The organism is Xanthobacter sp. DMC12 (genome assembly GCF_056314105.1).
This window is the reverse complement of sequence record NZ_JBQUYZ010000007.1, coordinates 174,539-195,090: the sequence shown is the minus strand read 5'-3', so window position 1 is coordinate 195,090 and position 20,552 is coordinate 174,539. Positions and strand designations below refer to the sequence as shown.

Sequence of the window (20,552 nt, the reverse complement as noted above, 5' to 3'; positions counted from 1 at the left end):
CGTTCAGATAGGGATGCGCGGCGCCTTGCGCCACCGCCGCGTTGAGATCACGACAGGCCGGCGATGAAGCCGTCCGGCATCACGAAGATGTCGTGGGCGGCCGGCGCGGAGGGCAGGCCCGGCATGGTCATGATGTCGCCGGCGAGCGCCACCACGAAGCCGGCGCCGGCGGACAGGCGCACCTCGCGGATGGGCAGCGTGTGTCCGGTGGGCGCATTGCGCGCGGTGGGATCGGCGGAGAAGGAATACTGCGTCTTCGCCATGCACACGGGCAGGTCGCCGAAGCCCGCGAGTTCGTATTCCCTGAGCTTCGCCGTCGCGGTGGAGGAGAATTCGACCCGCTCCGCCCGGTAGATCTCGCGGGCGATGGTCTCGATCTTCCCCCTGAGCGGAAGCTCCGAGGGATAGAGGTATTCAAACTTCGGCCGGCGGGCGAGAAGGTCGAGGACGGCGCGGGCGAGGTCCAGCGCGCCCTCCCCGCCCCGCGCCCAATGCCCGCACGGGAAGACATCGACGCCCTCGGCCGCCAGCGCCGCGCGCACCGCTTCCAGTTCGTCCGGCGTATCGCCGGTGAAATGGTTCAGCGCCACCACCACGGGGAGGCCGAACTTCTTCAAATTCTCTACGTGCCGCTTGAGGTTGCCGCACCCGAGCGCCACCGCCGCCGCATCCGGCGTGCCGAGCTCCTTGAGCGGGACGCCGCCGTGCATCTTGAGCGCGCGCACGGTGGCCACCACCACCGCCGCCGAGGGCACGAGCCCGGCCTGCCGGCACTTGATGTCGAGGAACTTCTCCGCGCCCAGGTCGGCACCGAAGCCGGCTTCCGTCACCACCACGTCGGCGAGGCCGAGGGCGGTGCGCGTCGCCATCACCGAATTGCAGCCGTGGGCGATGTTGGCGAACGGTCCGCCATGGACAAGGGCCGGCGTGCCCTCCAGCGTCTGGACGAGGTTCGGCTGGAACGCGTCCTTGAGCAGAGCCACCATGGAGCCGACGCCGCCCAGTTCCTCCGCTCGCACCATGCGGCGGCCACGGGTCTGGCCGATGACCATGCGCGAGAGACGCGCCTCCAGATCGGCGAGGCTGTCGGCAAGGCACAGGATGGCCATTACCTCGCTCGCCACCGTGATGTCGAAGCCGTCCTCACGCGGGTAGCCGTTGGCGGGGCCGCCGAGGCCGATGGTGATCTGGCGCAGCGCCCGGTCGTTGAGGTCCATCACCCGCCGCCAGCTGATGCGCCGGGCGTCGAGGTCGAGGGCATTGCCCCAGTGGATGTGATTGTCGATCAGCGCCGACAGCAGATTGTGCGCGGCTGTGATGGCGTGCAGGTCGCCGGTGAAATGCAGGTTGATGTCCTGCATGGGGATGATCTGCGCCCGCCCGCCGCCGGTGGCGCCGCCCTTGGCGCCGAACACCGGACCGAGAGAGGGCTCGCGCAGGCAGACCGCCGTCCGGGTGCCGAGCCGCGAGAGGGCGTCACCGAGGCCGATGGTGGTGGTGGTCTTCCCCTCCCCCGCCGGCGTGGGATTGATGGCGGTGACGAGCACGAGCTGGCCGCGGGGGCGCGATTCGGCCTCGGCCACGAAGTCGAGGCCGATCTTTCCCTTGTGCGGGCCATAGCGATAGAGCGCGTCCGACGGAATGCCGAGGGTCGCCGCCACGTCCTCTATGGGGCGGGGCGTGACGCTCGCGGCAATGGCCGCGTCGGATGTGGGGTCGAGCGGTCGGGCGCTTCTGTCATGCATGGATCGGTCCCCAAACGGGCGCCGACCCTAACGGCTCGGCCCGCGACTGAAAAGCGCGGGCCGGGGCAAAATTGCCTTGCCCCCGGTTCGGGCGCGCGTTCCCGGGGACGATTCCGGGCGGCCAGGGCCCCCCGTCGCGCCGCGGAAGGGCTCAACCGCCCTTCTGCTGCTCCTCGGCCTTGCGGACCGGCGCGGGCTGATCGACCGAATCGAGTCCCTTGTCGATCTTCTGCACGATCTTGGCGAGGTCGTCGGGTTCGGGCTTCAGGTCGCGGGCGTGGTTCCACTGGAAACCGGCCTCGAGCTTGCGGCCAACCTTCCAGTAGGCGTCGCCGAGGTGGTCGTTGATGACCGGATCCTGCGGCATCAGCTCGATGGCGCGCTCAAGCTGCACCACGGCCTCGTCGTAGCGGCCGAGCTTGTAGTAGGCCCAGCCCAGGCTATCCACGATGGGACCGTCGTCGGGCCGCAGCTTCACCGCCTTGCGGATCATGTCGACGCCCTGGTCCAGGTTGATCCCCTGGTCCACCCACGAATAGCCGAGATAGTTCAGAACGTGGGGCTGATCGGGATTGAGCTCCAGCGCCTTCTTCAGGTCCGCCTCGGCAGCCGGCCAGTTCTTGGAGCGCTCGTTGCAGACCCCGCGGAAGTAGAACAGGGCCCAGTTGTTGCGCGAGGGCTGGGGAATGAGGGCGATGGCCTTGGAATAGGTGCCGGCGCACTCGGAGAACATCTTGCGCGTCTGCTGGATCTTGCCCAGCGCGATGATGGCCTCGATGTCCTTCGGGTCGGCCGCGATCATCTTCTCCAGCTGCGCGCGGGCTTCCTTGTCGTGGTCCGTGGCGTCGAGGTTGACCGCGAGCTGCACCTGCGCGTTGCGCTTGAGCGGCGAGGAGTCCGGCACGGTCTCGTAGACCTCGATGGCCTTCGCCGGCTGCTTCAGCTGCTCGTAGAGGTCGGCCAGCGTCAGGCTGGCGAACGGATGCTCGGGATAGAGCCAGATGGCGAGCTGGAGATAGACGAGGGCGAGATCCTCGCCGCCCTGCCGGCCGAGCGTCGCGCCGAGGCCGTAGAGCACCTCGGAGGAGCCTTCCTGCGCGGTCTTCACCAGCGGCGGCAATTGCTTGCCGGCCTTCAGCTCCTTGATCGCCGCAAGGACGATGGGGTGGTTCGGAAGCTGCCTATCGAATGCGGCATAGGCGGCGAGCGCCGCCTCGGTATTGTCGTTGCGCGAAGCCCAGCGGGCATAGGCATCGATGGCGCGCAGGGAGCCGGGATCGGCCTTCATGGCCGCTTCCAGCCGGCGTCCGGCCTCCTTCTTCTGCCCGGCGGCGTCGAGGATGAGACCGGCGTGCAGCTCCTTCATGGGCGCGTACCAGTCCGGTCCCTCGAGCCGGTCGATCAGCTCCACCGCGCCCTTGGTGTTGCCGGAGCCGAAGAAGGTCCAGGCGGCCAGCAGCGTGGCGGTGAGATCGCCGATGGGACCGCGCACCGAGAGTGCGAGGTTGGTGCGCGCGGTCTGGTAATGGCCCTTCTTGATCGAACGCACCGCGAGCGCCAGGCGGGCGACGCGATGGGTGCGGTCGATCTTCACCAGCCGATCGGCGAGCTTCATCGCGTCGTCGATCTGGCCGTCCATGAGCATGGCGAAGAAGGTCCGCTCCAGGATCTCCTCGTTGCGCGCATCGAGCTTCATCAGGTTGCGCAGATAGACGACGGCCGCGTCCTGGTCGCGCTCGGTGCTCGCCAGCCGGGCGGCGAGGTAATTGCCGGCCAGCGACGTATCGAAATCAGGCACAGCCTCGGCCCGGGCGAGGCCCGGCGACAGAGTGAGCACCGCAGCAAGGCCGGCCGCCAGGGCCGCGGAGAAGGTGGGGCGTCGTGTCGTCACCGATGATCTGTCCTGAAAGCCGGGCCCTGCGGGCGGAATAGCGCGAAATCCAAGCGGGGCGAGATGGCGGGAGGATGGCGGCTTTCCTGTGGCACCGCAAGTTACGTGGGAGTCATGAATCGCCGGTGTTCCCAAGGGCCGGTTGCGGCGGCGTGTGCGGCGCGGCATAAGCCGGCCATGGAAACCTTGCGCACGCGCGCCCCGGCGAAGATCAACCTGACCTTGCGCATCGTCGGACGGCGCACGGACGGGTTTCACGATCTCGCGAGTCTCGTGGTCTTTTCCGGCGCCGCGGATCTCCTCTCGCTCACGCCTGACGCTGCGCCATCCCTCGCGGTGAAGGGCCGTACCGCTGCGGCAGCGGGGCCGGACGCGGACAATCTGGTGCTGCGCGCGGCCCACGCCTTCGCCGCCCAGGTGCCCGGGGCACAGCTTGGCCATTTTCTTCTGGAGAAGCGGCTTCCGGTGGCGGCGGGGCTCGGCGGCGGCTCGTCCGATGCCGCGGCCGCGCTGCGGCTGCTGGCCCGTCTCAACGGCCTCGCCCCCGATGACCCGCGCCTGTTCGCCGCAGCCCGCGCTACGGGGTCCGACGTGCCGGTGTGCCTTGATCCGCGGGCCCGGCTGATGGAAGGAGTCGGGGATTTGCTCTCCCCGCCCCTCGCTTTGCCGCCGCTCGCGGGGGTGCTGGTGAATTGCGGCGTGGCGGTGCCCACTGCCGCCGTGTTCCGCCAGCTCGCCCTTGCACCCGGCGCCGCGTTCGACGGGCCGTCCCTGCCTGTCCTTTTGCCCACTGGCCGTGCGGAGCTGATCGCCGCCATCGCCGCCGTGCCCAACGATCTGGAGCCGCCCGCCGTTACGGTGGCGCCGCAGATCGCGGCGGTCATCGACCGCCTCGCGATCCAACCAGAGGCGCGGCTGGTGCGCATGTCCGGCTCGGGCGCCACGGTCTTCGCGCTGACCGACGACTGCCGCGGCGCGGCCGCGCTGGCACGGCGGGTGCTTGCCGAGGAGCCCGGCTGGTGGGTGAAGCCCACCATCCTGCGATGACCCTGCCGGGAAGGTGAAAGCCATGGCGCTGCCGCTGTCGACGCTCATCGCCTTCGTGATCGCCGCCGTGTGCGAGATCGCCGGCTGCTTCGCTTTCTGGCAGGTGGTGCGCCACGGCGTGACGCCGCTCTGGCTGGCGGCGGGACTTTTGAGCCTTTCAGCCTTCGCCTGGGCGCTGACCTTTGTGGACTCGGAAGCCGCGGGCCGCGCCTTTGCCGCTTATGGCGGCATCTACATCATCGCCTCGCTGGCGTGGCTGTGGAGCGTCGAGGGCGTGCGGCCCGACCGCTGGGACGCGGCCGGCGCGCTGCTGTGCCTCGCGGGGGCGGCGGTGATCGTGTTCGGCCCGCGCGGCTGAGGGAGCACAATATGGGCACGGGTCAAAGCCCGCGCGGCGCTTGAGCGAGGCAACGCATCATGCCGGAGGCGGTGCCTCCGGCGCCGCCGCCACCTTCTCCCGCGCCAGCAGGCGCTGGTAGACCCAGCCCATGGCCACCAGCACCAGCCCGAGGCCGATGAAGGAGACGGCGCGCAGCACGCCTTCGAGGTCCGCCATGTCGGAAAGGAAGACCTTGAGCACGGTCGCCACCATCACGGCGGCCGAGGCAAGGCGCAGGGTGCGCGAGCCGCGCCACAGGCCGAGGGCCAGCAGCACCATGCCGAACACCAGCCATGCCGCCGACCACGCATACCATTCGCCGGAGGAGATGGCGTCGCCCGCCAGCACCGGCCCCTGGAACAGGCGGCTCACCTCCAGCGTGACGTAAGCCAGCGCCAGCACGCCGGCGATCACCCGCGCCGTCGTCCGCACCCGGGGCCGCGCCTCTGGCTGGGTCGCGGCGAAGGCCACGGCGAGGCCCGCCGGAATCGCGTAGGCGATGAGGAGATCGTTGAACACCGGACCGCCGACGGCTTCGCCCGTGGTGAACGGGTTGGTCTCGAACAGGCCGTTGAGGGCGCAGACCGTCGCCGCGGCCGCGACGATGTCCGAGAACAGCCGGTAGAAGCCGCGCCCGGTGACGTTGGCGAGGCGCGAGAGCCCCACCGCATAGGCGCCATAGACCACCGCCAGCAGGCCGGTCTCGAACAGCCGCGTTCCGACGGCATAGATATCGCCCCCATGGGCGAGGTGGCGCACCTCGGTGGCCGCCAGCAGCATGGCGAAGATGAGGGCGAGGCACTCATGCACCCGCCGCGCCCAGTCATCCTTTCCTTTGGCGAGGAACCAGGCCGCGCCGGCGAAGGCGAGGGCCGGCACGCCATAGCCCCACAGCAGCCAGTTGAGGATGGGCGTCTGGCCCGGCTCGACGGCGATGGTGGGCAGCCAGATGATGCGCGACAGCACCACGACCCCGAGGGCCGCCGAGAACTGCCGCAGCCCCGGCAGCGGGCGGATGGTGGAAACCCAGGCGACGCCGCAGGCGGCCAGCGCGAGGCTCACCGTGAGCCAGCCCTTCTCCAGTGCGAAGGTGAGCGCCAGCGACAGGCTCACCACGCCGGCCGCGGCGAACACGGTGGCGGCGTGGGTGCGCGCGGCGTTCAAGAGCCGTTCCGCCCCGAGGGTGAAGAGGAACGCCAGCGCCAGCGCCAGCGCCGCGAAGGGCAGGCTGCGCTCCAGCTCCGTGAGCCGCGCATAGGCGGCGATCAGCATGAGCACCGGGCCGACCGTTGCCGTGACCGCCCAGCCGAGCACCGTGCGGCTGCGTCCACCCCGCAAGGCGCCGAGCGCGCCGGCCGACAGCATCAGCGCGCCCATGGCGAAGGCGAACACCATGAAATGGCCGATGGATAGGTGCTCCGGCTCCGCCACCGCCCCGGCCATGGGGCCGGCGGGCGCGAGGGTGGAGCCGGCATCGGGCGGGAACACCCATTGGGTGAGGATGGCGGGGGCCAGCAGCGCCACCGCGAAGGTCGCGAAGGTCATCGGCCGCACCCGCCACGCAAGTGCGAGCACGCCGACGGCACCCACGACGAACACGGCCAGCGGGCCGGCCGCGACGTTCCCGTCCACCGCAGCAGCCGCCGTGACCGCAAGCGCACCCACGGCCCCGAGGATGGAGACCGGCTCGGGCCGTTCGCCCGCCTCCGGCCCCCACAGCAGTCCCGGCGCCAGAAGCGCGGCGGTGAGCGCCAGCAGCACGAGGCCGAGCGCGCCGGAGGCGGTCACCGCCTGCGGCACCTCGAAGGCGATCAGGGTGAGGCCCCAGGCCACCATGCCGGCGATGGCGAGGAGCGCGAGCCCCCGCCAGCGGCGGATTCGCGCGACACCCAATGCACTCGCCCCGACCACGGCGATGAGCAGCGCCACGCCCCAGGCGTTGGGCTCGCTGGTGGTGACGAGGAACGGCGTCAGCGCCGCGCCGACGAAGCCCAGCGCGCCCAGCGCCGGCCCATGCAGCAGCGCCGCGAGAAGCGTGGCGACGCCGGTGGCGGCGAGCAGCAGGAAGGCGGCCTGCGGCGGGATGAGGTGATAAAGCTCATAGGCCGCGAAGATGCTGCCGAAGGCGGTCATGGTGCCCGCGGCAGTGAGCACGCTCGGCACATCAGGCACCAGCCCGCGCAGGCTGGTGATGGGCGCGGCCGGGTCCTTGCCCTCGCGACGGCGCAGCCATTCGCCAGCTCCGAGCAGGAAGAGCGCCAGCAACAGGCCGAGGCTGACGCGCATCCCCGGCCCGATCAGATCCTGCTCCACCGCGAAGCGCACGAGGAACACGCCGCCCAGCGCCAAAGCAAGGCCGCCGACCCACACCGCCCAGCGCGCGCCGACCTTCTCCTCGAAGCCGGCGAGCCGCTCCTTGAGCTTGGCGGCATCGATGGCAGGCGGGGGCGGTGCGGGGGGAGCGGCCGGGGTATCCGCCTCGGGCGCGGGAAACAGAGGCGGCAGCGCAGCGGGCGGCTCGCTTCCCGCATCGATCGGCGCGGGCGGCCGTGCGAGGCGCGCCAGAGGACTTTCCTTCGCCTGCGGCACGGCGGCCGGTGGCGTGTGGGTCCAGGCTGGAACGGCCGCAGCGGCAGGCGCCAGCCCTGCTTGAGCCTCCAGCGCCGCGACCCGCGCCTCCAGCACGCGAATGCGGCCCCGGCTCTTCAGCGCCATGATGAAACCCACCAAGGCCATCACCGGAAAGGCGAGAACCACCAGAACGAGAAGCGCCCACTCATCCATCGCGACCAGCCCGGTTGTATCAGGCGCAACCGTAACGTCAGAGCCGCCCCGTGGCTAGACACCTCCGGCTAAGTCCGCACAAGGAAAAGAAAAATCTGAAAGAACGGGAGGGCGGTAGGATTGCGCCTCCCTCGCGCACTCAGGCGGCGAGGAAGGCGAGCCGCGGGTCCGTGCGGCCCGGCGCGATCTCGATGATCTCCGCCGCCACCACGCCCTCGGCGACGAAGGGATCTTCTGCGACCCGCGCCTCTACCTCGGCTCGGGAGGCGGCGGTGGCGAGGATGGCGCCGCCGGCCTTGGGCTCAATGCCGCCCGCGAGCAGGAAGCTCCCCTCGTCGAAGCCCTTCCGGAGCCAGGCATTGTGCCCCTCCATCAGGCTGGGGGCAGCGGCGCGGTTGGCGGCGAAGCGGAGCAGGACGACGAACATGGTTTCCCCCTTGTCTGTTCAGGCGTGGGCGGCGGGCCGGCGATGGGCGATGACGAAGCTGTGCATCTCGGCGACCTCGGCGTCGATGAAGGCCGCGTCACCGATGGAACTGGCGAGGGTCGCCACCCCCTGGCTGCGGGCGAGGAGGTGCATGGCGAGGCGGTCGGCCTCCTCCCCGCTGTGCCCAAGCGCGCGGAATTGGCGGGCGAGCCAGTCACGGAACAGGGTGAAGAGCCGTGCGGCGTCGGCGCCCGCGGCATGGTCGAGCTTGGCGAGTTCGTTGCAGAGCGTGCCAACCGGACAGCCGAAACGCATGATCTTGGCGCGGTTGGCGATGAGCATGCCGATGAAGCTCAGGATGCGCGCCTCCGCATCCGCCCCATCGTCCTCCCATCGCTCCAGCATCTGCCGGGTGCGCTCGAGCCGCAGCGCGATCACGGCGGCGAGGATCTCGTCCTTACTCTTGAAATGATAATAGAAATTGCCGCGCGAGAGCTTCACCGCGGCAGCGATGTCCGCGAACGAGGTGGACGCGAAGCCGGCCTCGTAGAACAGCCGGTCCGCCGCCTCGACGATGGCGGCACGGGTGTCGCTCGCAGGCATGGAAAATCCTAGGTCGAATGTCCTAATGCGAGATGTAGGACATCTGACCTAGGGCCGTCAAGTTCGCCGTCCTAGTCCTCGCGGAAGCGGTTGGTGATGGGATAGCGGCGGTCGCGGCCGAAGTTGCGGCCGGTCACCTTCACGCCCGGCGCGGCCTGCCGGCGCTTGTATTCGGCGCCCACCAGCAGGCGCGCCACGCGCGCCACGGTGGCGGGGTCGAAGCCGTCGGCGACGATCTCGTCCACCGCGCTTTCTCCCTCCACCAGCCGGGCGAGGATGGTGTCGAGGACGCCGTAGGGCGGCAGCGCGTCCTCGTCCTTCTGGTCCTCGCGCAGCTCCGCGCTCGGCGGCTTGTCGATGAGGCGGTCGGGGATGACGGTCCCGTCCGGCCCCAGCGCCTCCGCCGGCTTCCAGCGGTTGCGCAGGCGAGCGAGGCGCAAGACTTCGGTCTTGTAGAGATCCTTGATGGGATTGAAGCCGCCGTTCATGTCGCCATAAAGCGTGGCGTAACCCGTGGACAATTCGGATTTGTTGCCCGTTGTCAGCACCATGGCGCCGAATTTGTTGGAGACGGACATGAGGATCGTCCCGCGCACGCGGGCCTGGAGATTTTCCTCGGTCACGTCACGCGCGGTCCCCTCGAACAGGGGCGCCAGCACCGCTTCCAGCCCCTCCACCGCAGGCGCGATGGGCACGACCTCGTAACTTACCCCCAGCGCCTCGGCCACCGCGGCGGCGTCCCTGAGGCTGTCTTCCGACGTGAAGCGATAGGGCAGCATCAGGCAGCGCACCCGCTCCGGCCCCAGGGCATCCACCGCCATGGCCGCGCACAAGGCGGAATCGATGCCGCCCGAAAGGCCAAGCACCACCCCGGGAAAGCCGTTCTTGTTCACATAATCCCGAAGGCCGAGGACGCAGGCAGCGTAGTCCGCCTGATCGCCCTGGAGGGGCTCCACTAGATTGCCGCCGACACAGCGCCAGCCATCCTCGAACCGCCGCCATCTGGAAAGACGCACGCGCTCGACGAAGCTCGGAAACTGCAAGGCGGGGAAGCGATCGGAATTGAGGACGAAGGAGGCGCCATCGAACACCAGTTCGTCCTGCCCGCCCGCCTGGTTCACGTAGAGCAGCGGGAGGTGGCTTTCCACCACGCGCGCGACGACCGTGTTCTCGCGCTCCGCGTAGACCGAGCGGCGATAGGGCGAGCCGTTTGGCACGATGAGGATTTCCGCGCCCGTCTCGGCGAGGCATTCCACCACGTCCGGGCCCCAGATGTCCTCGCAGATGGGCACGCCAAGGCGCACGCCCTTGAACGGGATCGGTCCCGGCAGAGGCCCCGCGACGAACACGCGCTTCTCGTCGAACACACCATAATTCGGCAGATCGACCTTGTGCCGCACGGCGGAGATTTTCCCCGCCTCCAGCAAGAGCACGGAATTGAAGAGCTGCCCCTCCTCCACCCACGGCGCGCCGATGAGCACGGCGGCGCCGGTGGCGGTTTCGGCGGCCAGCGCCTCCACCGCCTCCTGGCAGGCGGCAAGGAACGCCGGCTTCAGCACCAGATCCTCGACCGGGTAGCCCGAGATGAAGAGCTCCGGAAACACCACGAGGTCGGCCCCCGCCTCGCCCGCCATCGTCCGTGTCCGGCGGGCAATGGCGAGGTTGCCGGAGACATCGCCGACGGTGGGGTTGAGCTGGGCTATGGCGATGCGGAGGGTATCGGCGGGCTCGGTCATCCGTCGGGTGTAACCTCGCCCCGGACAAGGCGAAAGGGCAAGAAACCGGCAAGCGCCGGTTCTGCCTTATCAATCAGCAAAGAGGCGGGCGCGCCGGTATCCAGGCAAGCAACAGGTGGCTCGCGTGTCCACGCGCGGCACAGCGCAGGGCCACGCAGCGGTTCGATGCGGCCCGCGCGCGCCTACATCCCCAGCCGGCTCCACAGGGCGCGTTCCTCCACCGCCGCGGCAGCGCCCAGCGCGGCCTCGCGGGCGAGGGCGCCGGCAAAGCCCGTGGGGCGTTTCGGCAGGAAGCCGGAGGAGCCCTGCACCAGCTTCAGGGTGACGTCCGTCCCGTAGCGGGCTTTCAGGATGCCGCGCACGTCGCCGAGGCCATCCACGAGGCCGAGGCCCACGGCCTGCGTCCCCAGCCAGAACTCGCCGGAGAACAGCGTCTCGTCATCCCCCATCAGCGCATCGCCGCGGCGCGACTTCACCAGGTCGGCGAACACCGTGTGCAGTTCCTTGAGCAATTGGTCGAGCCGCTCCACGTCCTCCGGCTGGGTGGGGCGGAAGGGGTCGAGCGTCACCTTGCGCGCGCCCGCGGTGTAGACGCGCCGCTCGATGCCCAGCTTCTCGATGGCCCGGTCGAAGCCGAAGCCGGCCGTCACCACGCCGATGGAGCCGACGATGGAGCAGGGATCGGCAAAGATCTCGTCCGCCGCGCAGGCGATCATGTAGCCGCCCGAGGCCGCCGCATCCTCGATGAAGGCGAAGACGTGCTTCTCCTTCTCCTCCGCCAGCGCGCGGATGCGCCGGAAGATGAGGTGGGACTGCACCGGCGAGCCGCCCGGCGAATTGATGAGCAGCGCCACGGCGGGCGCGTCCTTCATGCCGAAGGCCTTCTCCAGCGCCTGCGCGGTGCTGGCGAGCGACATGCCGCGCGAGAAGGGCGAGGACATGCCGATGGGGCCGGAGAGCCGCACCACCGGCACCACGGGCGCATCCGTGCGCCATTTTCTGGGAAGGAGACCGCGAGCGCGGCGCGACAGGGAGGAAAGAAGTTCGGCCATGCCCGAGATGTAGGGCCTCCCCATGGCGCCCTCAAGGCGCCACCCTACACAAGGGATCGCGCCCTCAAGGGCGCAACGCCCTGCCGTCGCGCAGCACCGCCTCGGCCTGCGGCGTTGGTGCGCCGTCCGCCCCAGCGAGCACGAGGCCGGGCAGGAGCGCGGGGGGCGTGCGCCGCCCCTTCACCGCCCTTATGAGCAGCCGCACCGCCGGCCGGTCGGGACGCGGATGGACGGGCAAAATCTCCACCGCACCGAACCCCCTGGCCAGCGCGGCGAGAATCTCCGCCAGCGCCTCAGGCCGATGGATGAGGCAGAGCACGCCCCGCGCGCCGAGGCAGCGGTCGGCGGCGCGCACCCATTCCGAGAGCAGGTCGGCATCCGCCATGTGGGCGCGGGCGCGGGCCGCATCGGGTGACGTGCGGTGGCGGGCGTCGGCGTTGAACGGTGGATTGGCGAGCGCAAGGTCGGCGGCGCCTTTCTCCGGCCACGGCGGGCCCGAGGGCCGGCCGAGGGTGGCCACATCCGCCACCACCACCTGCGCCCGCGTGTCGAAGCCGTTGAGGGCCGCATTTTCCGCTGCCAGCGCAGCCAGGGCCGGATCGATCTCCACCAGCGTCGCGCGCGCACCCGGCACACGGGCGAGGAAGGCGAGGCCGGCGCTGCCCACTCCCGTCCCCAGGTCCACGGCGACGCCCCGGTCAGCCGGCGCGAAAGCCGCGAGCAGAAGCGCGTCGTGGCCGACTCGGTGGCCGGAAACCAGCTGCCGTAGCGTCAATTTTCCACCCAGCACGCTGTCGGTGGAAAAGGCGGAAGCTTCAGTCGGCATCGCGTAGGGCCGCGCCGAATCCCGCCTCCACCAGCAGGCGGCGGGCACGCGCTACATCCTCGTCCACAACCAGCAGGCGGCGCGGAAAAACCCCGATGGAGCCTTCCAGGACACTCATATGGGCATCCGCGACCATGTGACCGACATCGGCCGCCGTGAGCAGCGCCTCGATGGCGCCGAGCAGCACGAGATCGTTGGTCCGCACCATCTCCTGCATCGTAAAGACCTCCGATCGCGGCGACGTGCGCGCCCGGTGCAGCCGAAGGCCGGCGGCCAAAGCTTGCACGGGACCCGTCCGCATCCCTATGGTGCGCCCCAAAGATTGACAAGCGGGAGCGTTTCTTGGCCGTCGTCCTTCCGTTCGAGCCCAACGAGCCGTCGCTCGAGGCGCTGGTCGCCTTGGTGAAGACGGACATGGAGCGGGTCAACGCCGTCATCCTGGCGCGGACCGGCTCCGACGTGGCCATGATTCCCGAGGTGGCGAACCACCTCATCTCCTCCGGCGGCAAGCGCTTGCGGCCCATGCTGACGCTCGCCTGCGCCGCGCTTGCCGGCTACCGGGGCGAGGGCCATGTGAAGCTCGCCGCCTCCGTGGAGTTCATGCACACCGCTACCCTGCTCCACGACGATGTGGTGGACGAGAGCGACATGCGCCGCGGCAAGCTCGCCGCGCGCAAGCTCTGGGGCAACGAGGCGAGCGTGCTGGTGGGCGACTTCCTGCTCGGCCAGGCGTTCAAGATGATGGTGGAGGTGGGCTCCATGACCTGCCTCGACATCCTGTCCACGGCCGCCTGCGTCATCGCCGAGGGCGAGGTGATGCAGCTCGCCGCCGCCAAGAACACCGCCACCTCCGAGGACGACTATCTCGCCGTCATCCGCGGCAAGACCGCCGAGCTGTTCGCTGCCGCCTGCGAGGTGGGGGCCGTTCTCGCCCAGCGGCCGAAGGCCGAGCAGGCGGCCTGCCGCTCCTATGGCATGAATCTCGGCATCGCCTTCCAGCTGGTGGACGACGCGCTGGACTACGGCGGTTCGCAGGCCAAGCTCGGCAAGAACGTGGGCGACGATTTCCGCGAGGGGAAGATCACCCTGCCAGTGCTGCTCGCCTTCCGCCGCGGCGACGAGAAGGAACGCGCGTTCTGGCAGCGGTGCCTGGAAAACAGCGAGGCGAGCGACGCCGACCTCGACCAGGCCATCGGGCTGATGACCAAGCACCGGGCCATTTCCGATACGGTGGAGCGCGCCCGCCATTATGGCGCCATCGCAAAGGATGCCCTCGCCCTCTTCCCCGCTGGCCCGGCCAAGGCGGCGCTGATGGAGGCCGTGGACTTCTGCCTCTCCCGCGCCCACTGAGGGCGCGGACCGTTCACGCAAAAAGGCCGGCTCCTCGCGGAGCCGGCCTTTTTGTTGTGTCGCCGAGATCAGGCGATGGCGGTGCGGCGGGTGGGCAGCAGCGCGGCGGGCTTCACCGCGAAGGCGCCTTCGCCGGCCAGCGCCAGCACGATCTGGCCCACGATGAGGAAGGCGGGATATTCCCAGCCGCCGCCGGGGGCCGAGAAGACCCAGCCGTTGGGCAGGTGATAGCTGAGCGCGCCGAGCATCATCGGAATGAGCAGGATGGCGACCTGCCGGGCATAGACCCCGCCGATCAGCAGCAGTCCGCCGACGATTTCCACGGCGATGAAGGGAAGGGCGAGGGCGCCGGGCAGGCCCATCTTGCTGGACAGGAAGCCGGCGAAGCCGGGGACGGTGAAGATAAAGATCTTCATCAGGCCGTGCGAGAGCCACATGATGCCGAGGGCAAGGCGGAGGATGAAGAGGCCATAGGGGGCGGTGCGGGTGTCAACCATGGGAGTGAACTCCGGTTTAAGGTGGCACCACATCTAGCTTTCGCGCTCATGCACGGCCATACTCATCAAATCCTGATCGAGTTTGCATCGACGCAAATCACTTTCCCGAGGGTTGCCGCTCCATGATACCGTGGGACGATTTCCGGCTGGTCCGGGCCATCGCCGAAACCGGCTCTTTGGCTGGCGCCGCCGAGCAATTGGCTGTCAACCACTCCACCGTCTTCCGCCGCCTCGGCACGCTGGAGCAGCAATTGGGTGCCCGGCTGTTCGAGCGGGCACGGGCTGGCTACGTGCCGACCCCCATGGGCGAGGAGATGGTGCGCCTCGCCGAGCACATGGCCGACGAGGTGCTGGCGGTCGAGCGCCGCATCACGGGTCAGGACCTGCGTCCCTCCGGCGAACTGCGCGTGACCACCAACGACACGCTGCTGGTCCACATGCTCACGCCCATCTTCGCTTCGTTCCGGCAGGCTTATCCGGAAATCCGCCTGGACGTGGTGATATCCAACCAGTCGCTCAGCCTCTCGAAGCGCGACGCGGACGTCGCCATCCGCGCCAGCGACCGGCCGGGCGACACGCTGGTGGGTCGGCGCATGGCCTCCATCGCCTGGGGCATCTACGGCAGCGCGGCGCAGGACATTTCCGGCCCCCTCGATCCGGCGGACCTGAGGCGCCACGACTGGATCGGCTTCTCCGACAATCTCGGCGCCATCAAACCCGCCAAATGGCTGCGCGAGCGGGTGGGCGAGGAGAAGATCATCTATCGGGTGAATACCGTGCTCGGCCTTGCCGAAGCTGCGGCGGCGGGCATGGGTCTGGCGCTGCTGCCCTGCTTCATCGCCGCGGTCACGCCGGGGCTCGTTCAGCTGATGGGGCGGCAGGCGGAGCTGGAGTCAGGTCTGTGGCTGCTCACCCATCCCGACATCAAGGCAACGGCGCGGGTGCGCACCTTCATGGAGCACGCGGGCCGCGAGATCGGCAAGCTCCGGGGGCGGATCGAGGGCGTCGAGGACCAGCCCGCGGCGGCCGTGGGCTGAGGAGCCGCGGTAAGGCAAGCCTCAGTCGGCGGAAGCTTCAGCCGGGCCGCGACGGGACTTGGAGCGGCGCGAGGCCACCTGCTGGCCGTCGCCGCTGGTGCCAACGAATTCGCACCACATGGTCTGGATGCCGGCGAGCGAGCCGCGGAAGGAGTTCTGCCCGGTCTTCACCAGATCGAAGCAGGGCTCGAAGGTCATGCCCTTCACGAAGCCGCAGACGTTCTCGCCGCGCACGCGCAGCGTGTTGGGCGGCAGGCGCACAAAGCGCGGCGGCGCGTCGCGCAGGGTAATCATCCCGGCGACGGAGCCATCGGCATAGACACGCCCGGCGCCCTTGGAGCCTTCAAAGCAGGTGAACGAGAAGGTGCGCCCGACCACGAACTCGCGCGCCTGGTCAGCCGAGAGCTGCTGCTGGGCGGCGGCGGGAGCCGATGCCAGCGCGGCGGGCAGGAAAGCGGCAAAGCCCAAGGCCGCGACGACGATGCTGCGCATGGCTTGTTCGCGATTGTCCATTTGATCTTCGTTCACGTTGCGCAGACACCACCGGTTGTTGTCAAGGGCGGGAACAGTCAGGGAACACCGGCGCCGTGCGCACGGTGCCGAATCTTCCGGCACCGTGTTCCCAGAGTCGCGCTCAGACGGTTACCGGCCGATGAACAGGACGTTCTCTTATGGGCAGATTGATGGCTGCGGAGGCAAAGGAGAGCGCGACGGAGAGCCACCACACCCAGTCGTAGCTCTTGGTCGCCTCATAGATCTCGCCGCCGAGATAGACGCCGAGGAAGCCGCCCACCTGGTGGGAGAAGAACGCGAAGCCGTAGAGCATGGCCATGTAGCGCGTGCCGAACATGAGCATTACGAGGCCCGAGGTGGGCGGCACGGTGGATAGCCACAGGAAGCCCATGGCGGCGCCGAACACGTAGCAGCTCGTGGCCGTGATCGGCGACAGGATGAATGCCGCGATGGCGATGCCGCGCCCGGCATAGATGAGCGAAAGCAGCACCTTGCGCGACATGCGGTTGGAGAGGTAGCCGGCGGTCAGCGAGCCGAGGATGTTGAACAGGCCGATCAGCGCCAGCGTGTAGGCGCCCACCGACAGACTCATGCCCTTGTCCACCAGGAAGGCCGGCATGTGGACGGTGACGAAAGCAAGCTGGAAGCCGCAGGTGAAGAAGCCGAGCACCAGCAGCACATAGCTCGGATGCCTCAGCGCCTCGTTCAGGGCCGCGCCGATGGTCTGCTGCGGCGCCTGAGCTGCGCCGGCCGCAGACGGTGCCGCCGGGCGGGTGGCCAGCGCCAGCGAGAAGGGCAGCACGATGAGCAGCGAGGCGCCGAACACCAACAGCGTCTCGTGCCAGCCGATGGTGTCCATCAGCCCGCGGGTGAGCGGCGGGAACAGGAACTGGCCGAACGAGCCGGCCGCGGTGGCAAGGCCGAAGCCGAGCGACTTCCATTCGTTGGGGAGCAGCTTTCCGAACGCCGCCAGCACCAGGTTGAACGAAGCCGCCGACAGGCCGAAGCCGATGAGCACGCCGGCCGACAGGTGCAGCAGGCCGGGCGTCGTCGCATAGGCCATCAGCGCGAGGCCGGCCGCATAGATGAGCGCGCCACAGCACAGCACCCTGACCGTACCGAAGCGATCCGCCAGCGCCCCGGCGAAGGGCGAGCCCACGCCCCACAAGAGGTTCTGGATGGCGACGGCAAAGCCGAACACGTCGCGGCCCCAGCCGAACTCTTGCGACATGGGCAGCAGGAACAGGCCGAACACCGAGCGCGGCCCGAAGGTGAGCAGGGCCACCGCCGAGCCGGCAATGAGAATGAGAATGGCTGGAACAGCGCCGCTCCGGCCGGAGGCGGCGGGCGGGGAGGTCGGGGCGGACATCGGGGTCGTCTCGCGTTGGGAGATGCACACGGGCGGTGCACGTTGATCCCATTCTACGAGCAGCCAACGTCCTTTGGAAAATCAATAATCGTCAACGGGCCCATGAGCCGCTCTCATGAATCGGCCTCTCACTACCTCCGAGAAATGGAAAGGCGGAGCGGCCGAAGCCGCCCCGCCAGATCCGGTCTCAGTCGCGCGCCGGTCAGCCGCGACGCGGGCCATCGGCGTTGGGACCGCCATGCGGGCCGTGATGCCAGCCGCCGCCCATGCCACCGCCCATGCCCCGGAACTGCTGGTGCAGCACCATGTTGAGGCGCTGCTTCTGCGCGGTGTCCAGGGTCTTGTAGAGCGGGTCCGCCGCATCGGCGATCTTGCGCAGATCGGCGGCACGGGCGTCCATGCGGTCGGCGGCCGCGCGCATCCGGGCGATGGGATCGGCGGGCGTGCCGGCCTGCCGCGCCTCGCGGGCGGCCTTGCCGTCGGCGGCCATCTGCTCGCGGCGCTGGGCCGCCTCCTTCGCCACGGACTTCAGGGTCTGCTCCACGCCCGGCCACAGCTTCTCCTGGTCGGGAGTCAGCTTCAGCGCGGTCTTGAGAGAGACGATGCGGGCGTCGGTGAGGATGGCGCGATCCTCGGCGGTCGGCTGCCAGCGGTGCGGCGCATCCCCCGCCGCGTTGGTATTGGCGGCGTAGGTGGCCGCGGAACCGGCGATCAGCGCAGCGGCGGTTGCGGCAAAAAGAGCGCGTTTCATTCGTGGGTCCTCCTTCAGGGACGAAGGAAGCATCGTCCCCAACCCCACGCCGGGCAACTTAAACTTCGGTAATAGACATCTTGATACAAGTTGTTGCAAATAGATTATTCGTGCGACTTACGTCACGACACGCCCCACATTCTGCCACAACTTTCAGGCAACGGCGCCAGGCTCGAATAGTATTTGCGTTCCGAGGGTCGAAATACCCTCCGAATCCCTCGCGTAACCGCGCCGTTCCATTTCGCAGCGCCAGGCCCCCGGGCCGCCCGAGATACGGTAAAGGCAATATCCGCCAGCGCCGCGCTCATCCTGCGGCCCGGCCGAAGCGGAGGGCACGCCCACCACCGGAATGGGACCGCCCGCGGAAGGGATGTAGCCGAGGGAGGCGCGGTGGTCGTGCCCGTGGAGCACCAGCTCCGCTCCCGCCTGTGCCAGCACCGCGCGCACCTCCTCCGCATCGCGCAGGTCGCGGTGGAAGGGGCGTTCGCCGACCGGGGGATGGTGGATCATCACCACCCGGAACAGCCCTTCCGCCTTCAGTTGCTCCAGCAGCGCCGAAAGCCGGCCGAGCTGCGCCCGCCCCGCCTTCCCGCTGGCGAGGAACACGGCCGTGGGGATGGCCGTGGACACGCCCACCACCGCCACCTCGCCGCGTCGCCTGACGTAAGGGAATGAATCCACGTCCACCGGCGTATGGGGATGGCTGTCATCGCCCGCGAGAAACGGGGCCCAATGCTCCAGGTGGTAGTGCATGGCCGAGCGGACATAGGCGTCGTGGTTCCCCGGCACCACGCTCACCTGCGCGGGCGGCCCGAGGGAGGCGAGGAAGGTGGCGCCGGTGTCGAACTCGGCCGGCAGGCTGACGTTCACGAGGTCGCCGGTGACGCAGATATGGTCTGGCTGCTGGGCGAGGAGGTCTGCCGTCAGGGGCGCCAGCGTCGATGCGCCGAAATTGCGTCGCCGCGCGCCGATCCAGTTCATCATCCCGAAGAAGCGCTTGCCCAGAAGCTCGGAGACGCGCGCCTCCGGGATCGGGCCGAGATGCGGGTCTGAGAGGTGGGCGATCACGGGCATGAGGCGGACCTTGGTGCGGCGGGAATGCGGCGCTTATAGCAGATCGCGCCGCCCCCGCTCCGGTTCCCGCGTGCGATGCGGCAAGGCGCGCGGCCCAGATCGGTTGATGTTGCCGAAGCCATCCCGCACCCTGCATGCTGCAATGCGTCGATGTCCTCAGGCCAATGGCGAGTGAAGTCCGTGCGTCACGTTTTCGTCCTCCTGCTTCTTGCGCTGGTCCTCTCCCCTGCCCTCGTGCGGCAGGCCAAAGCCTCCCAGGTGGCGGTGCGCGGAACCGAGATCCTGGTGGATGGCAAGCCCTTCATTCCCCTCGGCGCCAGCGGAGAGGCGCGCTTTCCGGAGTTGAAGGCCCTCGGCGCCAATACCATCCGGACCTACGGGCAGGAGCCCGGCGAAATTCTGGATGCGGCGCAGCGGGCGGGGCTGAAGGTCATCGTCGGCTTCTGGCTCGCCCATCCGCGCCTCGGCTTCAATTATGCCGATCGCGGCGCGGTGACGGCCCAGCTCGACGCCCTGCGCCACATGGTCGAGCGCTACCGCACCCATCCGGCGCTGCTCATGTGGGGGATCGGCAACGAAGTGGAGGTCGAGCTTCAGCCGGAGGAGGCCCAGGCCGTCTGGCCGGCCATCGAGGAGGCTGCGCGTCTCGTCAAGACGCTCGACGGCCAGCATCCGACCATGGCGGTGCTGGCCGAGGTGGGCCAGGACAAGGCCGCCATCCTCAAGGACAACGCGCCGGACATCGACGTGCTCGGCATCAACGGCTATGGCGACGGCCTTCTCACCGCCGCCGGCCGGGCGCGGGCTCAGGGCTGGACAGGCCCCATCATTCTCACCGAGCTGGGCGCGCAGGGCCATTGGGACGCCCCGAAGGCCCCGTGGGGGGCGCCCATGGAGCCCACCTCCTCGGACAAGGCCACGCGCGTGCGGCGCTACCTGATGACCGCCAAGCAGGCGGGGGTCGGTGCCATGCCCTTCCTGTGGGGGCAGAAGCAGGAGGTGACGCCCTCCTATTATTCGCTGCTGCTGCCCACCGGCGAATGGACGGAGACGGTGGAGGTGATGGCCGATTTGTGGGGCGGGAAGGTGCCCGGCGGCCCCAACCGGGCGCCACGCATCCTCGCGCTCTCCCTCGTCGGCCCCGCCCGCTTCCCCACCGACGGGCAGACCGTGGTACGCCTCGCCGCCACCGATCCCGATGGTGACCCGCTCAAGGCCGAATGGCAGATCATGGCCGAGACCACCGCGCGCAGCGTCGGCGGCGATCCCGAGCCGGTGCCGCCGAGCTTCCCCGAGGGGCTGCACGACGCCGCGCCGACCGGCGTGCGCATCTTCGGCCTGCCGCCCGGCCGCTACCGCGTATTCGTGACCCTGCGCGACGGGCGCGGCGCGGCGGCCACCGGCAACATCCCTTTCGAAGTCCAGTAGATCTTTTCAAAACGCCTTTTCAGCACAGCATTTTGCGGAGGAT

The 20,552-nt window shown here is 69.2% G+C and carries 19 protein-coding genes; 5 read left to right on the top strand and 14 right to left on the bottom strand.

Features of this window, described 5'->3' with window-relative positions; all coding sequences use genetic code 11:
- Window positions 1-47: 47 nt before the first annotated feature.
- Window positions 48-1,745, bottom strand: a complete 1,698-nt coding sequence (locus ACT535_RS22510) for a formate--tetrahydrofolate ligase (RefSeq protein WP_476366105.1) — start codon at window positions 1,743-1,745, stop codon at window positions 48-50.
- Between the two features lie 151 nt (window positions 1,746-1,896).
- On the bottom strand, window positions 1,897-3,636 hold the full coding sequence (locus ACT535_RS22505) for a tetratricopeptide repeat protein (RefSeq protein WP_168462007.1): 1,740 nt from the start codon (window positions 3,634-3,636) through the stop codon (window positions 1,897-1,899).
- A gap of 177 nt (window positions 3,637-3,813) precedes the next feature.
- On the opposite strand from ACT535_RS22505, the gene ACT535_RS22500 reads away from it, so the two are divergent.
- Together ACT535_RS22500 and ACT535_RS22495 are read left to right on the top strand one after the other, a co-directional pair.
- Entirely contained in the window at window positions 3,814-4,683 is an 870-nt protein-coding gene (locus ACT535_RS22500; RefSeq protein ID WP_476366104.1) for a 4-(cytidine 5'-diphospho)-2-C-methyl-D-erythritol kinase, read from the top strand.
- Between the two features lie 22 nt (window positions 4,684-4,705).
- Window positions 4,706-5,041 carry a YnfA family protein gene (locus ACT535_RS22495; protein ID WP_168462009.1) on the top strand — a complete coding sequence of 112 codons (336 nt, stop codon included), beginning with the start codon at window positions 4,706-4,708 and terminating at the stop codon, window positions 5,039-5,041.
- Window positions 5,042-5,098: 57 nt separating this feature from the next.
- Here ACT535_RS22495 and ACT535_RS22490 read toward each other — a convergent pair whose 3' ends face one another.
- The 7 genes from ACT535_RS22490 to ACT535_RS22460 form a co-directional block, all read right to left on the bottom strand.
- Window positions 5,099-7,846 carry a DUF2339 domain-containing protein gene (locus tag ACT535_RS22490; RefSeq protein WP_476366103.1) on the bottom strand — a complete coding sequence of 916 codons (2,748 nt, stop codon included), beginning with the start codon at window positions 7,844-7,846 and terminating at the stop codon, window positions 5,099-5,101.
- Window positions 7,847-7,985: 139 nt separating this feature from the next.
- On the bottom strand, window positions 7,986-8,273 hold the full coding sequence (locus tag ACT535_RS22485; protein WP_476366102.1) for a YciI family protein: 288 nt from the start codon (window positions 8,271-8,273) through the stop codon (window positions 7,986-7,988).
- Window positions 8,274-8,291: 18 nt separating this feature from the next.
- Window positions 8,292-8,876 (bottom strand): TetR/AcrR family transcriptional regulator, encoded by a 585-nt coding sequence (locus ACT535_RS22480; RefSeq protein WP_476366101.1) that lies wholly within the window; start codon window positions 8,874-8,876, stop codon window positions 8,292-8,294.
- A 71-nt stretch (window positions 8,877-8,947) separates the two neighbouring features.
- Window positions 8,948-10,612: an NAD+ synthase gene (locus ACT535_RS22475; protein WP_476366100.1), complete on the bottom strand. Its 1,665-nt coding sequence runs from the start codon at window positions 10,610-10,612 to the stop codon at window positions 8,948-8,950.
- Between the two features lie 182 nt (window positions 10,613-10,794).
- Entirely contained in the window at window positions 10,795-11,688 is an 894-nt protein-coding gene (locus ACT535_RS22470) for a S49 family peptidase (RefSeq protein WP_476366099.1), read from the bottom strand.
- Between the two features lie 40 nt (window positions 11,689-11,728).
- A complete protein-coding gene (locus ACT535_RS22465) occupies window positions 11,729-12,490 on the bottom strand; it encodes a tRNA1(Val) (adenine(37)-N6)-methyltransferase (RefSeq protein WP_476366098.1) in 762 nt (253 codons plus the stop codon).
- Entirely contained in the window at window positions 12,480-12,707 is a 228-nt protein-coding gene (locus ACT535_RS22460) for a putative signal transducing protein (protein ID WP_476366097.1), read from the bottom strand. The genes ACT535_RS22465 and ACT535_RS22460 overlap by 11 nt, the downstream gene beginning before the upstream one ends.
- A 125-nt stretch (window positions 12,708-12,832) precedes the next feature.
- Between ACT535_RS22460 and ACT535_RS22455 the strand changes: the two genes are divergently transcribed.
- Window positions 12,833-13,840 carry a polyprenyl synthetase family protein gene (locus ACT535_RS22455; protein WP_168462017.1) on the top strand — a complete coding sequence of 336 codons (1,008 nt, stop codon included), beginning with the start codon at window positions 12,833-12,835 and terminating at the stop codon, window positions 13,838-13,840.
- A 68-nt stretch (window positions 13,841-13,908) separates the two neighbouring features.
- On the opposite strand, the gene ACT535_RS22450 is transcribed toward ACT535_RS22455, so the two are convergent.
- A complete protein-coding gene (locus ACT535_RS22450; protein WP_168462018.1) occupies window positions 13,909-14,337 on the bottom strand; it encodes a DoxX family protein in 429 nt (142 codons plus the stop codon).
- Between the two features lie 122 nt (window positions 14,338-14,459).
- On the opposite strand from ACT535_RS22450, the gene ACT535_RS22445 reads away from it, so the two are divergent.
- Window positions 14,460-15,374 carry a LysR family transcriptional regulator gene (locus ACT535_RS22445; RefSeq protein WP_168462019.1) on the top strand — a complete coding sequence of 305 codons (915 nt, stop codon included), beginning with the start codon at window positions 14,460-14,462 and terminating at the stop codon, window positions 15,372-15,374.
- Window positions 15,375-15,395: 21 nt separating this feature from the next.
- Here ACT535_RS22445 and ACT535_RS22440 read toward each other — a convergent pair whose 3' ends face one another.
- The 4 genes from ACT535_RS22440 to ACT535_RS22425 form a co-directional block, all read right to left on the bottom strand.
- Entirely contained in the window at window positions 15,396-15,887 is a 492-nt protein-coding gene (locus ACT535_RS22440; RefSeq protein ID WP_476366096.1) for a hypothetical protein, read from the bottom strand.
- Between the two features lie 121 nt (window positions 15,888-16,008).
- Window positions 16,009-17,256, bottom strand: a complete 1,248-nt coding sequence (locus tag ACT535_RS22435) for an MFS transporter (RefSeq protein ID WP_476328660.1) — start codon at window positions 17,254-17,256, stop codon at window positions 16,009-16,011.
- Between the two features lie 202 nt (window positions 17,257-17,458).
- Entirely contained in the window at window positions 17,459-18,007 is a 549-nt protein-coding gene (locus ACT535_RS22430; RefSeq protein WP_168462021.1) for a Spy/CpxP family protein refolding chaperone, read from the bottom strand.
- Between the two features lie 153 nt (window positions 18,008-18,160).
- Complete coding sequence (locus ACT535_RS22425) at window positions 18,161-19,081, bottom strand: metallophosphoesterase family protein (RefSeq protein WP_476366095.1); 921 nt, start codon at window positions 19,079-19,081, stop codon at window positions 18,161-18,163.
- A 180-nt stretch (window positions 19,082-19,261) separates the two neighbouring features.
- On the opposite strand from ACT535_RS22425, the gene ACT535_RS22420 reads away from it, so the two are divergent.
- Complete coding sequence (locus ACT535_RS22420) at window positions 19,262-20,509, top strand: glycoside hydrolase family 2 TIM barrel-domain containing protein (RefSeq protein WP_476366094.1); 1,248 nt, start codon at window positions 19,262-19,264, stop codon at window positions 20,507-20,509.
- Window positions 20,510-20,552: the final 43 nt, after the last annotated feature.

Excerpts from the sequence above, each read along its gene's own strand:
- ACT535_RS22480 (WP_476366101.1), bottom strand. The coding sequence starts at position 8,876 with ATGCCTGCGAGCGACACCCGTGCCGCCATCGTCGAGGCGGCGGACCGG.
- ACT535_RS22510 (WP_476366105.1), bottom strand. The coding sequence starts at position 1,745 with ATGCATGACAGAAGCGCCCGACCGCTCGACCCCACATCCGACGCGGCC.
- ACT535_RS22475 (WP_476366100.1), bottom strand. The coding sequence starts at position 10,612 with ATGACCGAGCCCGCCGATACCCTCCGCATCGCCATAGCCCAGCTCAAC.
- ACT535_RS22435 (WP_476328660.1), bottom strand. The coding sequence starts at position 17,256 with ATGTCCGCCCCGACCTCCCCGCCCGCCGCCTCCGGCCGGAGCGGCGCT.
- ACT535_RS22460 (WP_476366097.1), bottom strand. The coding sequence starts at position 12,707 with ATGCAGGAGATGGTGCGGACCAACGATCTCGTGCTGCTCGGCGCCATC.
- ACT535_RS22440 (WP_476366096.1), bottom strand. The coding sequence starts at position 15,887 with ATGGACAATCGCGAACAAGCCATGCGCAGCATCGTCGTCGCGGCCTTG.
- ACT535_RS22490 (WP_476366103.1), bottom strand. The coding sequence starts at position 7,846 with ATGGATGAGTGGGCGCTTCTCGTTCTGGTGGTTCTCGCCTTTCCGGTG.
- ACT535_RS22465 (WP_476366098.1), bottom strand. The coding sequence starts at position 12,490 with ATGCCGACTGAAGCTTCCGCCTTTTCCACCGACAGCGTGCTGGGTGGA.
- ACT535_RS22470 (WP_476366099.1), bottom strand. The coding sequence starts at position 11,688 with ATGGGGAGGCCCTACATCTCGGGCATGGCCGAACTTCTTTCCTCCCTG.
- ACT535_RS22425 (WP_476366095.1), bottom strand. The coding sequence starts at position 19,081 with ATGCCCGTGATCGCCCACCTCTCAGACCCGCATCTCGGCCCGATCCCG.
- ACT535_RS22430 (WP_168462021.1), bottom strand. The coding sequence starts at position 18,007 with ATGAAACGCGCTCTTTTTGCCGCAACCGCCGCTGCGCTGATCGCCGGT.
- ACT535_RS22450 (WP_168462018.1), bottom strand. The coding sequence starts at position 14,337 with ATGGTTGACACCCGCACCGCCCCCTATGGCCTCTTCATCCTCCGCCTT.
- ACT535_RS22500 (WP_476366104.1), top strand. The coding sequence starts at position 3,814 with ATGGAAACCTTGCGCACGCGCGCCCCGGCGAAGATCAACCTGACCTTG.
- ACT535_RS22485 (WP_476366102.1), bottom strand. The coding sequence starts at position 8,273 with ATGTTCGTCGTCCTGCTCCGCTTCGCCGCCAACCGCGCCGCTGCCCCC.
- ACT535_RS22495 (WP_168462009.1), top strand. The coding sequence starts at position 4,706 with ATGGCGCTGCCGCTGTCGACGCTCATCGCCTTCGTGATCGCCGCCGTG.
- ACT535_RS22445 (WP_168462019.1), top strand. The coding sequence starts at position 14,460 with ATGATACCGTGGGACGATTTCCGGCTGGTCCGGGCCATCGCCGAAACC.